Here is a 13,584-nt window from a genome sequence, read left to right as displayed (position 1 = left end):
CTTTATTAAACTTCAGCGCGGTTACCGTGATCTTCTAACCACTGACGGCGGTCTGACGAACGTTTCTTCGCAAGTAACATATCCATCATTTCCATAGTTTGCTCTTCTTCGTCCAAGGTTAATTGCACTAAACGACGTGTATTAGGATCCATGGTCGTTTCGCGTAATTGTAACGGATTCATTTCACCTAACCCTTTGAAGCGTTGAACATTGACTTTACCGCGTTTTTTCTCGGCTTCAATGCGCGCTAAAATACCGTTCTTTTCATCTTCATCAAGGGCGTAATAAACCTCTTTACCAATGTCGATACGAAATAGCGGAGGCATAGCTACGTACACGTGGCCTTGTTTTATTAGCGATGGAAAGTGACGAACAAACAGCGCACAAAGCAAGGTGGCAATGTGTAATCCATCCGAGTCAGCATCGGCCAAAATACAAATTTTGTTATAACGCAGACCAGATAAATCACTTGAGTCAGGGTCGATACCAAGGGCCACAGAAATATCATGCACCTCTTGTGATGCTAAAATTTGCCCTGACTCAACTTCCCACGTATTTAATATTTTACCGCGCAGCGGCATAATTGCTTGGAATTCACGGTCGCGCGCTTGTTTTGCTGAACCACCTGCAGAGTCACCCTCTACTAAAAACAGTTCAGTGCGGTCATTATCTTGAGCGCTACAATCAGTTAATTTACCGGGTAATGCAGGGCCTGAGGTAATGCGCTTACGCACTACTTTTTTAGCAGCACGTAAACGGCGCTGTGCATTTGAGATACATAGCTCAGCTAATAATTCAGCGGTTTCAGTATGTTCGTTTAACCATAAACTGAATGAGTCTTTCACCACACCCGAGACAAACGCAGCACATGAGCGAGATGATAACTTCTCTTTCGTTTGGCCTGCAAACTGCGGGTCTTGCATTTTAACCGACAATACGTAGCTACAACGCTCCCAGATATCATCTGGGGTAAGCTTTACGCCTCGTGGTAATAAGTTTCTGAATTCACAGAATTCACGCATCGCTTCAAGCAAGCCTTGACGCAAGCCATTGACATGCGTACCGCCTTGAGCGGTAGGAATTAAGTTAACATAACTCTCAGCGATCGATTCACCACCTTCTGGTAGCCACACAACAGCCCAGTCAGCGCCTTCTGTTGAGCTTGAAAACTCACCAATAAAAGGTTCTTTTGGTAATACTTCAAAGCCTTTAACTGCTTCAACTAGATAGTCTTTTAAGCCCGTTTCGTAATACCACTCTTGGCTTTCTTTAGTTTGCTTGTTGGTAAACTTAATGCGCAGGCCTGGGCATAATACCGCTTTGGCTTTTAATAAATGATTAAGCTTAGTAAGAGAGAAGTTAGCTGAGTCAAAATAGCTGGCATCAGGCCAAAAACGCACGGTTGTACCTGTGTTACGTTTGCCCACAGTGCCAATCACGTTTAAGTCTTCAACTTTATCGCCGTTTTCAAAGGCCATGCGAAATTGCTGTGCATCACGACGGACGGTAACTTCAACACGAGTCGATAGCGCATTCACAACCGAAATACCTACACCGTGTAAACCACCTGAAAACTGATAGTTTTTATTAGAGAACTTACCACCAGCGTGCAGCTTGGTAAAAATAAGTTCCACACCCGGAATACCCTCTTCTGGGTGTATATCAATTGGCATACCACGGCCATCATCGATAACCTCAAGCGAGTTATCTTCATGAAGGATGACATCTATTTTTGTTGCATGACCTGCCATTGCTTCATCGACACTGTTATCGATAACCTCTTGACCTAAGTGGTTAGGACGAACCGTATCGGTATACATACCTGGGCGGCGTTTTACGGGCTCTAACCCGTTTAAGACTTCAATTGCTTCGGCGTTATAATTTTGCTGACTCATAGTTTTTATATCTTTTATGCGCTTAGCTATGTTTTACGTGATTTTAAGAAAATCCACAATACTTGCAAAGGTTTGTTCGAAGCCGATAAAACTATGATCGCCTCCAAATTCAACGTGTTGCTTACACTGAGAATAATATTTAACCGCCTGCTGAAAAGGCAGTACTTCATCGCCCGTTTGCTGTAACAAATAAATCAATGAAGGGGTGTCTAATTGCGGCAAATATAAACTGCGCAATGCATCCATGTGACGAGTACCAAGTTCATAGTGACTATCTTGATACGGGTTATAATTTTCCCCTAAATAGTTATCGAGTAACTCAAATGGGCGAACCGCAGGATTAATTACCACCGCGGGTATCGAATAACGTTGCGACAAATAGGTCGCATAAAAACCGCCTAATGAACTACCTAGTAATACAGTATCATCATTTAACAGTTGTTCTAATTGTAAAATTGCATGTAACGGCTCATGAGTTAGTCGCGGCACCTGATAATCTACATCGAATTGCGCCATATGCTTACCAAAACGAACTGCTTTATAAGATTGCTCAGAGCTATTAAAACCGTGTATATAAATTACTCGTTTAGCCATACTACATCCGTGCTTAACAGTAAATTTTGTTGCCCATCAATGTTTAAGTTGATGAGTCGAAATGCAGGGCCTAAGTCCTCTTGCTGCCATGCCATGGTGTGCTTAGTAAATTGTATCGAACTGGCTGGTGTCGCAAACACGCTGAGATCACGGTAGTTTTGAGTGTACTCATGATGAACATGGCCATGGAACACGCCAATACACTGCTGACTGTTGACACAGGTATTTAAAAACTGCGGACCATTTTCTAACATATGCTTATCTAAGTAAGCCTGAATAGGTAGCGGATTATGATGACAAAACACTACGCTCGGGACTTGTCCTATCGCCTCGCTTAATTCATTTAAATGTGTTTGTGTTACCCAGCCTGCAGGGGTCGAACCTTTTGAGTTTACCAAAAGTAGTTGCCCACCTAAAAAGGTAATACGTTTACTACTTAGAATTTGTGAACTTGTAAGCGCTTCATATTCAAAAAGTTCATCATGATTACCCGGCAGCCAAAATACCGGACAATTGAGCGCTGCGTCTTCTATTAACTTAGCAAAAAGCTGATAAGACTCACTGCTGTGATCTTGTGTTAAATCACCACCAAACACCACACAATCCGCATTTTGCTCAGCAATAGCCTGTAAACAACGCGCAAAATATGCTGCCGTATTCACGCTAAAGTATTCACCACTAGTATCTTTTGATAGATGGCAGTCAGTGATATGAGCGACTTTTAGCGCTGTTTTATCAAAATGGTAGGCATTACTAAACCAAGCCATTGTTTACATCCCAATTTAAAACTGCTCGGCCATTTTCAACACAAGCAATCAGCCAGTCATACAAAAAGGCATTAAGCTGATATTTTTCATCTTTTTGATGCATGTTCGGGTTTGGATAAGCGTAAGAAGGCTTAATACGCTGATGAAAATCATGATGCACAATTTCGGCTACTTTCGCATCATGGTACATACGCACAGTTAAATACAAAGGCTTAACTGAGGCTAAATTACCCGCCTCTTGGCTAATAGAAATATCTGTGGTGTATTTTGCTGTATCGTCAACTTTAACAGCAAAGGTACTATGGCCTAATTGCACCTTTCGCTCCTGACCTACACGACGCTCATGTGGTAATAGTTTAAGCGCACGCACATAGTTATGCTCACACAAAGTTAAATACTTAGGTAAGCTTTGAATATAACGCTGCTGGGCACTGACATACGACAAAATAATCCCCTATGAGTTTTTCCAATCAGACAGTATACGTTGCTTATTCAGTGCTAACCACTGTAATGAGATAACTGTGGCAGCATTGTCTATTTCACCTTGCTCTAAACGTAACATAGCCTCATCGTATGACATTACATGAGTTTTGATATCTTCATCTTCATTATCTAGACCAAAAATTCCACCTTGATACCCAGCTAAGTCAGTGCGTGCTAAATATAAATACAAACGCTCAGTTGTACCACCTGGGCTTGAAAGGTAAGACATCATAAATTCTAGCTCATTAAGCTCAATGCCCGCTTCTTCAAATGCTTCTCGCTTAGCAACATCTTCGTAATCAGTACTGCCATCAGCCATGCCTGCAATACACTCAAGCAACCAAGGTGACTGCTTGGATGCTAACGCACCTATTCGGATTTGCTCGATTAATAAAACTTGGTCGGTCGTAGGGTCATAAGGAAGTACTGCAACAGCATGACCACGTTCTAATATTTCGCGTTTAACTTCTACCGATTTACCACCAGCAAACAATGCATGATGAAAGCGATAGGTATTAATTTTAAAGAAACCATCATAAACACGCTCAATCGGCTTTAACTCTATGTCATCATGGTTAAATTGTGAGATTGCTGATATTTTCATTCACTATTTCCTTTACGTTTTAAGTAAATGTTACGGCCAATTATATTCTGTTACACTTGGACATGCAGATTTACGTAATTTTTTTTTGGTTATTCATTAAAAAAGAGTACCATGGTGACAGTACAAAATTGTCTAAGGACTGAACGAACAATGAAAAAAACACTACTCGCTGCGCTGATCGGGTTTTCAAGCGCACTGACTGCAACAGCTAGTTATGCTGAAGACTTACTGCAAGTATACGAGATTGCTACGGCAAACGATCCTACCGTACTTAAAGCAAAAGCCCAAGCAGATGCGCAAGCCTATGAGAGCGATCGCGCGTTAAGTGCACTATTACCACAAATTGGTTTAAGCCTTGGTTATCAATCAACCAAATCAGATCTTTATGACGGTAATGATGCAACGGGTTATACTGGTTATGACTATGATCCTGATGAATTTAGCCGTAGTATCAGCTTAAACCAAACACTGTTTGATTTAGGCGCATGGAATTCACTTGGTATTGCAGATAAACAAGCACTACAAGCAAATGCTCAGTACGACTTTGCTCGCCAAGATTTAATCGTTCGTGTTGCTGAGGGTTACTTCAACGTACTAAGTGCAATCGATAACCTTGAGTTCGTACAAGCAGAAAAGCGCGCTATCGAGCGCCAATTGCAACAAACTAAAGAACGTTATGCGGTTGGTTTAACAGCGATTACTGATGTTCACGAAGCGCAAGCTCAGTACGATAACTCTGTTGCGCAAGAAATTGTTGCTAAGAATAGTGTTGAAACAGCTCGTGAGCAGCTTCGCGAAATCACAGGTAAATACCACGCTAAATTAGATATGTTGAATACCGAAACGTTTTCAACGGTTGCACCTAAAAAACAGTCAACTGACTACATCGAAATTGCAAAAGACAACAACTTAAATCTGCAAGTTTCAAAAGTCACGGTTGATATTGCTAAAGATCAAATCGATTTAGCAAAAGCGGGGCATTATCCGAAGCTAACATTAAATGCTTCATATGGTGACAGCCTAACTGACTTAAACAGTAACTCACATAAGCCACGTGAAGATAGTGCTAAAATTGGCGTAAACTTTAGCCTGCCTATCTACTCAGGTGGTGCAACTACCGCTGCAACTGAGCAAGCTCGTGCTTACTATGTCGCGGCAAGTGAAGACTTAGAAGCAAGCTTACGTGCAGTAACCCGCTCAGTTATCACATCATACAACCAAGTGGTATCTGACATCGCAACTTATAAAGCTCTACAACAAGCTGTTGTTTCTGCTGAAAGTGCGCTTAAAGCAACTGAAGCAGGCTTTGAAGTTGGTACACGTACTATCGTAGACGTACTGATCAGCACGCAAAACCTTTATAATGCAAAAAGTAATTTAGCAAACGTTCGTTACCGCTATGTTGTTTCAACACTTCGTTTGAAGCAAGCTGCTGGTACACTAACAAGCGAAGACCTTGCGGCAATTAACCAAGGTTTAAAAGAAATCTAGTAATTTCTTCTAATGAGTCCTTATTTAAAAGCCAGCCTCGTGCTGGCTTTTTTGTATTTTTAAAGACATACAGTTAAACTAGCTTTTTTATTTTCAGAGATTTTTTTGTGGTTAGTTCATCTCCTTTTAAGGCGTCTTTTTTAGGCCCTCGTTACTGGTTAACTTGGGTTGGCGTGTTCTTTTTATATCTTATCTCTTGGTTACCACATAAATTACAACTAGCGCTTGGAAAACTACTTGGTCGTTTAGTACACCGTTTTATGAAGCGCCGCCGTCATATTGCTGAAGTGAATATTCGTTTATGTTTTCCTGATATGCCAGAACATGAACAACGTGAATTAGTACTTAAAAATATGGAAAATACCGGTATTGCAATGATGGAAACCGGCATGGCTTGGTGGTGGCCCCAGTGGCGTATCAATAAAGTGTTTGGTTCAGTTAAAGGTCTTGAGCACTTTGAAAAGGCTCAGCAAGCAGGTAAAGGTGTGCTGTTACTTGTGCCACACTTTTTACACTTAGAAATGGCGAGCCGTATTATGGGTGTAAAACACCAAGGTATTGGCTTTTATCGCCCACACAATAACCCTTTGATGGAATATTTCACGACTAACGGTCGTCTTCGTTCAAACGAATACTTAATTGGCAAAAAAGATGTCAAAGGCTTATTAAAAGCACTTAAAAATAAAAAAGTTTGCTACTACTTGCCAGATCAAGATTACGGCCGTAAACGCTGTGAATTTGCCCCCTTTTATGCGGTAAAAGAAGCTGCAACAACAACGGGGACGCTGCTATTTTCAAGTAGCCGCAACTGCGAAACGGTGAGTTTAACTAGTCGTCGTGATGAAAATGGTCGCTACCACCTAGAAGTGTTACCTGCTCTTGAAAACTTCCCAAGTGGTGATGATCTTGTTGATGTTACTCATGTAAATCAACGTATGGAGCAAGCCATCGATTTAGCGCCAGAACAGTACATGTGGCTACATCGCCGCTTTAAAACCCGTCCAGACAAGAATGCCCCTTCTTATTACAAGTAGAGTGACATTTTGCTGTTTGTATGGTTTTATAAAGCTAATCAACAACAAGAGTATTAGAAATGTGGTTCTGGGTTAAGCATTTATCACTAGCATTTATTTTAATTGCTGCTGCTATTTACTTTTTATTCGGTAGTGGTCCAGTAATGGACATGAAAGATACTAAGAATGCTGCGGCACAAGGCTTATCGCGCTTTTATGCAGCACTACGTAACCAAGTAAATGACAAAAATAACGAACGAGATAAGTACGTTCTTAAATTGCCTACGCCAGAAACCAGCCTTGATGTAGCACTTTTTGAACGTGAAAAAGTAGTCGATCCTTCATCGCCAAACTGGACTGGAGAGATTCAACCACGTCGTTTTGAAAGTGGTAATACTCTAAAAGATGTACTCGCGGATTATGCCCGCCACGAAGATATCGTGCTGTACTGGTATTTAAGTAAAGACTATGTGGTAAAAGACCATTTTCGCGTTGATAGTAATTTTGTCTCAACACTTTACCAAGTTGGCCGCGCCATCAACGATGATTTCGAAAATGAGGTTTACACTTACTTCTGCTTTAAGCAAAGAGCAGCGGTAATAACCGAGCTGCCCTCTGCTTATGTGCGCGAAAACTGCCGTCGCTTAAAAAGCTAAAACACCTGCTGCCACGCCTGACTTACTAAGTCGATGTGCTGAGTTAACTCAGCACGTGGCGCACAACGCCCTTGCTGATTCAAACTCATCACATGATAGCGTGAACGATACGCAATATACGCAGCGATTAACTCTTGCTGCATTTGTTCACTGATACAATCCAAACGAGCTGCATCAGCTAAAATACGCACATTATCAGACCAAGTAGTTAGCTCAGGGTGCTGCATAGCATTATTCAACACCAAGTACTGAGTGATAAACTCAATATCTGTAATACCGCCCCTATCTTGTTTTAAGTCAAATAGCTCATCATTCCCTTTAGCAAGGTGAGCGCGCATTTTTTCACGCATCTCAACGACATCTGTTTTCAGCTTTTCATTATCGCGGGCTTGGCATAAAACGTCTTTGCGAATTTGTGCAAAACGCTCGCTCAATGAGGTTTGCCCATAAATCATTCGTGAGCGGACTAGTGCTTGATGCTCCCAAGTCCATGCTTGAGTTTGTTGATAGTGATAAAAGCTTTCTAGATTAATAGCCAGTAACCCAGACGCTCCTTCAGGCCTTAAGCGAGTATCAAGCTCATACAAAATGCCAGAAGCGGTGCGAGTATTGAATAAGTGCATTAAGCGCTGCGCCAGCTTTAAGTAGAACTGCCTAGAATCAATCGACTTATCACCATCAGTGTAACTGCTACCATCGTGGTTATGCACAAACACAAGATCAAGATCTGAATCGTAACCGACTTCAAAACCGCCCGTTTTGCCATACGCTATCACTGCAAAGCCTTTTTCTTGCTCTGAAGTATTCGCTGGCTGACCAAAGCGCTCAACACAGGCATGCCATGCTATATTTACAGCTTGCTCTACAATAGCCTCAGCAAGCGCTGTAAGGTGATCACTTACTTTCATTACACTAAGAACACCTGTTGCATCTGCTGCGGCAATACGTAATTGATGTGTTTGTTTAAACTGACGAAGTGCTTCCATTTGCAATTCTAAGTCACCATGCTCAATGCGTAAGAAATACTGTCTAATTTCATTTTTGTAAGCAGACAGAGGCGTCGGTTTATAGAGCACCTGAGGATCGATCAGCTCATCAAGTAAAATTGGGTAGCGAGAAATATGCTCACCTATCCATTTACTATGACAACAAAGTGAAACCAGCTGATTTAACGCACCGGGATTTTCGTATAACAGCTCCAAGTAGGCGGTTCGTGAAATGATCTTATTCAGTACTTGGCAAATCATGGTAAAGGCATCACAGCTCGCTTTAGTTACAGTGAGTTGTTTAAGTAAAAGCGGCATTAATTTATCGAGGATATCACGACCTCGACTGCCAATTTTCGCCTTAGTTAATCGCGCTTTAAAATCTTCAAGCGCCGGTTGCCAATCAAGGTTCGGCTCACACATCAGGCTAACATCAGTCATTTCCCAAGCGCTAATATACTCACTTTCACAAGGATCCGCCGTTTCACTTTCAAAGCCAATCACTTGTTCGAATTCACTATGTACTTGGGACATGGTCTGCTCAATGCTAATTAAACACTGATTAAAATCTTCTTTGTTGAGCAAATAACATAAACGTTGTTGGTTTAGCTCGTCATCAGGCAAGGTTTGCGTTTGTTTATCATCGAAAATCTGTAGGTACTGCTCAATTTGACGTAAATCTAAATAGTTCTGTGTTAATAACTCAGCTTCTTTATTCGACATAACTTGGTTGTTTACGAGCTCTTTTAAAGCAACCAATAATGACTGAGTTTGTAAATTAGCTTCACGCCCTCCTCGCACCATTTGCAGAGCTTGCACTATAAACTCCACTTCTCGAATGCCGCCTGCACCCAATTTAATATTGTTTGTAAGGCGCTTTCGGCGTACCTCTTGAGCAATCATTTGCTTCATTTTACGTAACGATTCAATCACCGAGAAATCAATATAGCGACGATAAACGAACGGGCGAAGCAATTCATAAAACTCGTCCCAATAACGATTTTCTGAACCAATTAAACGCCCTTTTAGCATGGCATAACGTTCCCACTCACGCCCTTGCTCTTGGTAATAGTCTTCCATTGCATTAAAACTCATCACCAAAGGCCCACTTTCACCAAATGGGCGCAGACGCATATCGACCCGAAATACTTGGCCATTTACCGTAGTTTGGTTAAGCGCCATAATTAGTTTTTGCGCCACTTTAGTATAAAACACCTGGGCTTCAATGGAGCGGCGACCACCTTGTGTTGCAACATCGCGTGGATAAGAGAAAATTAAATCAATGTCAGATGAGTAGTTAAGTTCTCCTCCGCCAAGTTTCCCCATGCCTAAAACTAACATTGGCATTGCATTACCGTCATCATCAAGCGGCATGCCGCTGACTTTAGCTACTTGTGCAAATGCCCATTGATTAGCACTATCGATAAGCTGGTTTGCAAGCGCTGAGATATAAGCAATACTGTCAGCAATTGGGTTAGCACAACACAAATCAAGAAAAGCCACTTTCAACCAGTACTTTTCGCGATATAAGCGCAGCTTTGCCATCGCTGCATTGTCGTCAAGTTCGCTAATTTCAGCACTGTTTAACGGAGCTTCAATCTTACGGTTAGTGAGTTCATTATCATCTAGTAACCAATCTTTTAGGTCTGGTTGAGACTGTAAGCAATTCCACGCAAAGTCACTTAAAGACAATAAGTTAATAATTTTCTCTTGCTCCGCTTGCCCTTTATACAGGCTCTCGAAGCGGGTTTGGCCTAACTGATGTAGTGACTCGGTAAGCGCGTGTAAATTACTCATTAAATACTCTCTTTTAACTTGCCAATAACCGTACTAGAATGATTATCAAAGAATTATTTAGCAGGGACCTGCATGTCATATTTATCACTATCTAACACTAGTTTAGTCGCGATTGCTATTAGTTTCGCTGTAATTTGCGTCACTATAGTACTGCTACGTATTCTAACGCAAATCAAAGCAAAACAAGCGCTTAAAGAAGAGCTTGCACAGCATGATAACTTTGCTATGGGGATCAGCTTTGCCAGTGAGATCATGGTTGTTATTGCTACCATTGCCTATATATTTGATGAAATTAGCTTAAGTGCAGCGCAGTCTAACCCGCTCAAGGTCCTATTACTTATTGTGCTGTTATTTAGCTTTATCAAAATAGGTCACTTAATTCACCGTAAATGGATTTTGCATCGCTTTAACGAAGAAGCGGCCATATTAAAACAAAATGTCTGTGCTGCTTTAGTCGACTCAGGCATGTTAATCGCAAACTGTATTATTGCTCTTGGTCTATATAACTGGTGCCATACCCAAGGCTATAGCAGCTTGCTGATCGCCACTGTAAGCTTTTTTGTGCTGCAAGGTATGTTTGCCCTTGATAGTAAAATCCGAGAGTATCGCTTTGCCAAAGCCAACCAAGGTGCATCGCTACAAAGTAATTTTAATCTTGAAAATACTTCTATTGGTATTCGCTATGCGGGTAAGTCTATTGGCCTAGCACTTGCGGGTTATGCTGGTCTTGCCAGTGCATCCTTTATTAGTGGTAAGATGGTAGAAAATTTATTCACTCTAGTATCTCATTGCGGTGCAATGTGGGTATTGTTGTATATTTTGAGCTATATTATTAAATATATATCTTTACCCAATATCGACACATCGTTAGAAGTAGACCACCAAGATAACATTGGCATAGCCTGTATTGAGTTTGCCGTTTTCGGTGCAATAGGCTATTTACTAATAAGTATGTTTTCAATTTGATACGGAAGTTCTTGAATCGTGAGGCGTTATGCCATTTAAAGTTAATAATTATTTATTAGTTGATATCGATAATGAGTTTAGTCGTGCATTTGCTCAGCACTATTTTGCAAATGCCGAAAACTCAACCCTTGTGGTGGCTGGAGCTAATAGCCGTAGCATGGTAAAGCTCATGTTCGATCAACTCGTTAAAGATTATTGCTACTGTGATTTTAGTAATGAGATTAGTGTTTCAGAATTAGCTAGCTATTTACATGAACATCACAACATACAAGGTGTATTGATAAACCAAACTGACTACCAACTGGCAGACGACGCACAAAAGTTTATCTATAACTCATTGCACAAAATACGTTACTTAGTGCAGCAAGAAGGACAAGGATTTGGCTTTACTCCCTGCCCTGATGCAGCTCACATTAATCACTTATCTTGCCAATCTGAAATAGCCGAAACAACTGCCCACGCCTTAACTGCCAAAGATGAGTTTAAATAACAAATAAATAATTGCACCTAAACCGCTGTATACTTACCATATTGCTAAAATTATTGATAAGTGACAGCCATGCGAGTTCCACATATTTACCAACCCTCAGCGATTTCTTTAAACACACCATTAGCACTTGATGATGATGCAGCAGGTCACATTGGCCGTGTATTACGTATGCAAGTCGGTGATAAGGTCTCGATTTTTAATGGTGAAGGAGGTGAATACCTCAGTGAGATTATTGAAGTCAGCAAAAAAAATGTGGTGGTCGAGCCACAAGAATTTATTGATCATAATGTTGAATCGCCTTTAAAAATTCACTTGGGCCAAGGTATTTCTCGTGGCGATAAAATGGATTTCACTATTCAAAAATCTGTAGAGTTAGGTATCACAGAAATCACTCCTATTTTTAGTCAACGTTGTGGTGTAAAACTCAGTGGCGATAGACTGCAGAAAAAACACCAACAATGGCAAAAAATTGCAATTGCTGCAGCAGAACAATCTGGCCGCAATTATGTACCTGTTGTACATCCTCCTATCGATATAAAAGAATGGTTAGAGCAAGCAAGTGAAGCAATAAAACTCACCTTACATCCACGTGCTGAGCACAGCATTAAAACTATTCATGTGCCTAGCGAGGGCGTGCGTTTTTTAGTGGGTCCTGAAGGTGGTTTTACCGATGAAGAAATCGATATAGCTAAACAACAAAATTTTGTTGATATTCGTTTAGGCCCTCGTGTTTTGCGGACAGAAACAGCGGCCCTGACTGTGTTAAGCGCACTGCAATTACAGTTTGGCGATTTAGCGAATTGAAAACCGTAAAAACACCCATATATCAAAGTAACAAAACACAGTATGGCATACGATTCTAAGGCAAAATAATGGCAATTAAGTTAGGCATAATCTCTGATCCAATAAGTGGCTTTAATATTAAAAAAGACACTGGCTTTGCAATGATGATGGAAGCACAAAAGCGCGGTTACGAAATTTACTACATGGAAATGGATGACCTGTCTCTGCGTCAAGGTCAAGGCTATGCAACTGCAGCCAAAGCCCGTGTTTTTGATGATGTAAATCACTGGTACGAGTTAGAAGAAAAAGCCGCTATTGCTTTAGCTGATTTAGACGTAATTTTAATGCGTAAAGATCCACCTTTTGATACTGAGTATATCTACGCAACCTATATTTTAGAGCGTGCCGAGCAAGCCGGTACTCTTATTATCAACAAGCCTCAAAGCTTACGTGATGCCAACGAAAAGCTATTTACAGCTTGGTTTAGCGAACATACCCCTGATACGTTGGTAACTCGAAGCCAAGCAGACATTCGTGCATTTTTAGCTGAGCATAAAGATATTATCTTAAAGCCGCTTGATGGCATGGGAGGGGCATCTATCTTTCGTGTTAAAGAGGATGATGCGAATATAGGTGTGATCTGCGAAACATTAACCGAGCATGGTAACCGTTTTGCAATGGCACAAAATTATATTCCTGAAATCAAACAAGGCGACAAACGCGTACTTGTAGTTGATGGTGAAGTGATGCCATATTGCTTAGCGCGTATTCCACAAAATGGCGAAACGCGCGGTAACTTAGCAGCGGGTGGTCGTGGCGAAGCACGCCCTATTAGCGACTCTGACCGCAAAATTGCTGAAGCAGTTGCGCCGACATTGAAAGAAAAAGGCCTTATTTTTGTTGGTCTAGATATCATTGGCGACCGCTTAACTGAAATCAATGTCACTGCGCCAACGTGTGTAAAAGAGATTGAAGCTGCTTATGATATTTCAATCACTGGTCACTTATTTGATGCCATTGAAAGAAAACTGAGCCATACTTAATTTAAACAACAAAAGG

The 13,584-nt window shown here is 41.1% G+C and carries 13 protein-coding genes; 7 read left to right on the top strand and 6 right to left on the bottom strand.

Going from position 1 to position 13,584, the window contains the following annotated elements; all coding sequences use genetic code 11:
- Positions 1–5: 5 nt before the first annotated feature.
- Genes parE through HYD28_05780 form a run of 5 tightly spaced genes read right to left on the bottom strand, consistent with a single transcriptional unit; the run spans position 6 to position 4,343 of the window.
- Positions 6–1,895 (bottom strand): DNA topoisomerase IV subunit B, encoded by a 1,890-nt coding sequence (parE, locus tag HYD28_05800; protein ID QLE08516.1) that lies wholly within the window; start codon positions 1,893–1,895, stop codon positions 6–8.
- A 33-nt stretch (positions 1,896–1,928) separates the two neighbouring features.
- A complete protein-coding gene (locus HYD28_05795; protein QLE08515.1) occupies positions 1,929–2,489 on the bottom strand; it encodes an esterase YqiA in 561 nt (186 codons plus the stop codon).
- Entirely contained in the window at positions 2,474–3,256 is a 783-nt protein-coding gene (locus tag HYD28_05790; GenBank protein QLE08514.1) for a metallophosphoesterase, read from the bottom strand. Before HYD28_05790 ends, HYD28_05795 begins: the two co-directional genes overlap by 16 nt.
- Positions 3,243–3,701 carry a DUF1249 domain-containing protein gene (locus HYD28_05785; protein QLE08513.1) on the bottom strand — a complete coding sequence of 153 codons (459 nt, stop codon included), beginning with the start codon at positions 3,699–3,701 and terminating at the stop codon, positions 3,243–3,245. Before HYD28_05785 ends, HYD28_05790 begins: the two co-directional genes overlap by 14 nt.
- Before the next feature lie 9 nt (positions 3,702–3,710).
- Positions 3,711–4,343, bottom strand: a complete 633-nt coding sequence (locus tag HYD28_05780; GenBank protein ID QLE08512.1) for an NUDIX domain-containing protein — start codon at positions 4,341–4,343, stop codon at positions 3,711–3,713.
- 150 nt (positions 4,344–4,493) lie between these two features.
- Between HYD28_05780 and tolC the strand changes: the two genes are divergently transcribed.
- The 3 genes from tolC to HYD28_05765 all read left to right on the top strand — a co-directional run bounded on the left by tolC (position 4,494) and on the right by HYD28_05765 (position 7,503).
- Positions 4,494–5,834 carry an outer membrane channel protein TolC gene (gene tolC / locus HYD28_05775; protein QLE08511.1) on the top strand — a complete coding sequence of 447 codons (1,341 nt, stop codon included), beginning with the start codon at positions 4,494–4,496 and terminating at the stop codon, positions 5,832–5,834.
- Positions 5,835–5,941: 107 nt separating this feature from the next.
- On the top strand, positions 5,942–6,868 hold the full coding sequence (gene lpxL, locus HYD28_05770; GenBank protein QLE08510.1) for an LpxL/LpxP family Kdo(2)-lipid IV(A) lauroyl/palmitoleoyl acyltransferase: 927 nt from the start codon (positions 5,942–5,944) through the stop codon (positions 6,866–6,868).
- Positions 6,869–6,927: 59 nt separating this feature from the next.
- Positions 6,928–7,503 (top strand): TcpQ domain-containing protein, encoded by a 576-nt coding sequence (locus tag HYD28_05765; protein ID QLE08509.1) that lies wholly within the window; start codon positions 6,928–6,930, stop codon positions 7,501–7,503.
- Here the strand turns inward: HYD28_05765 and glnE are convergent.
- Positions 7,500–10,286: a bifunctional [glutamate--ammonia ligase]-adenylyl-L-tyrosine phosphorylase/[glutamate--ammonia-ligase] adenylyltransferase gene (glnE, locus tag HYD28_05760; GenBank protein QLE08508.1), complete on the bottom strand. Its 2,787-nt coding sequence runs from the start codon at positions 10,284–10,286 to the stop codon at positions 7,500–7,502. The genes HYD28_05765 and glnE overlap by 4 nt on opposite strands.
- Before the next feature lie 72 nt (positions 10,287–10,358).
- Here glnE and HYD28_05755 point away from each other — a divergent pair, with 72 nt between their 5' ends.
- The 4 genes from HYD28_05755 (at position 10,359) to gshB (ending at position 13,568) form a co-directional block, all read left to right on the top strand.
- Positions 10,359–11,252: a hypothetical protein gene (locus HYD28_05755; protein QLE08507.1), complete on the top strand. Its 894-nt coding sequence runs from the start codon at positions 10,359–10,361 to the stop codon at positions 11,250–11,252.
- 28 nt (positions 11,253–11,280) lie between these two features.
- Complete coding sequence (locus HYD28_05750) at positions 11,281–11,742, top strand: hypothetical protein (protein ID QLE08506.1); 462 nt, start codon at positions 11,281–11,283, stop codon at positions 11,740–11,742.
- A gap of 69 nt (positions 11,743–11,811) precedes the next feature.
- A complete protein-coding gene (gene rsmE, locus HYD28_05745; GenBank protein QLE08505.1) occupies positions 11,812–12,546 on the top strand; it encodes a 16S rRNA (uracil(1498)-N(3))-methyltransferase in 735 nt (244 codons plus the stop codon).
- Between the two features lie 68 nt (positions 12,547–12,614).
- The gene (gshB, locus tag HYD28_05740; protein ID QLE08504.1) at positions 12,615–13,568 is read left to right on the top strand and encodes a glutathione synthase; all 954 of its coding nucleotides are present in this window, start codon (positions 12,615–12,617) and stop codon (positions 13,566–13,568) included.
- Positions 13,569–13,584: the final 16 nt, after the last annotated feature.

Origin of the sequence: Pseudoalteromonas shioyasakiensis, from assembly GCA_013391845.1 — a bacterium.
Lineage (GTDB): Bacteria > Pseudomonadota > Gammaproteobacteria > Enterobacterales > Alteromonadaceae > Pseudoalteromonas > Pseudoalteromonas apostichopi.
This window is presented reverse-complemented; position numbering and strand designations above follow the sequence as displayed.

Excerpts from the sequence above, each read along its gene's own strand:
- parE (QLE08516.1), bottom strand. The coding sequence starts at position 1,895 with ATGAGTCAGCAAAATTATAACGCCGAAGCAATTGAAGTCTTAAACGGG.
- HYD28_05795 (QLE08515.1), bottom strand. The coding sequence starts at position 2,489 with ATGGCTAAACGAGTAATTTATATACACGGTTTTAATAGCTCTGAGCAA.
- HYD28_05790 (QLE08514.1), bottom strand. The coding sequence starts at position 3,256 with ATGGCTTGGTTTAGTAATGCCTACCATTTTGATAAAACAGCGCTAAAA.
- HYD28_05780 (QLE08512.1), bottom strand. The coding sequence starts at position 4,343 with ATGAAAATATCAGCAATCTCACAATTTAACCATGATGACATAGAGTTA.
- tolC (QLE08511.1), top strand. The coding sequence starts at position 4,494 with ATGAAAAAAACACTACTCGCTGCGCTGATCGGGTTTTCAAGCGCACTG.
- HYD28_05765 (QLE08509.1), top strand. The coding sequence starts at position 6,928 with ATGTGGTTCTGGGTTAAGCATTTATCACTAGCATTTATTTTAATTGCT.
- glnE (QLE08508.1), bottom strand. The coding sequence starts at position 10,286 with ATGAGTAATTTACACGCGCTTACCGAGTCACTACATCAGTTAGGCCAA.
- HYD28_05755 (QLE08507.1), top strand. The coding sequence starts at position 10,359 with ATGTCATATTTATCACTATCTAACACTAGTTTAGTCGCGATTGCTATT.
- HYD28_05750 (QLE08506.1), top strand. The coding sequence starts at position 11,281 with ATGCCATTTAAAGTTAATAATTATTTATTAGTTGATATCGATAATGAG.
- rsmE (QLE08505.1), top strand. The coding sequence starts at position 11,812 with ATGCGAGTTCCACATATTTACCAACCCTCAGCGATTTCTTTAAACACA.
- gshB (QLE08504.1), top strand. The coding sequence starts at position 12,615 with ATGGCAATTAAGTTAGGCATAATCTCTGATCCAATAAGTGGCTTTAAT.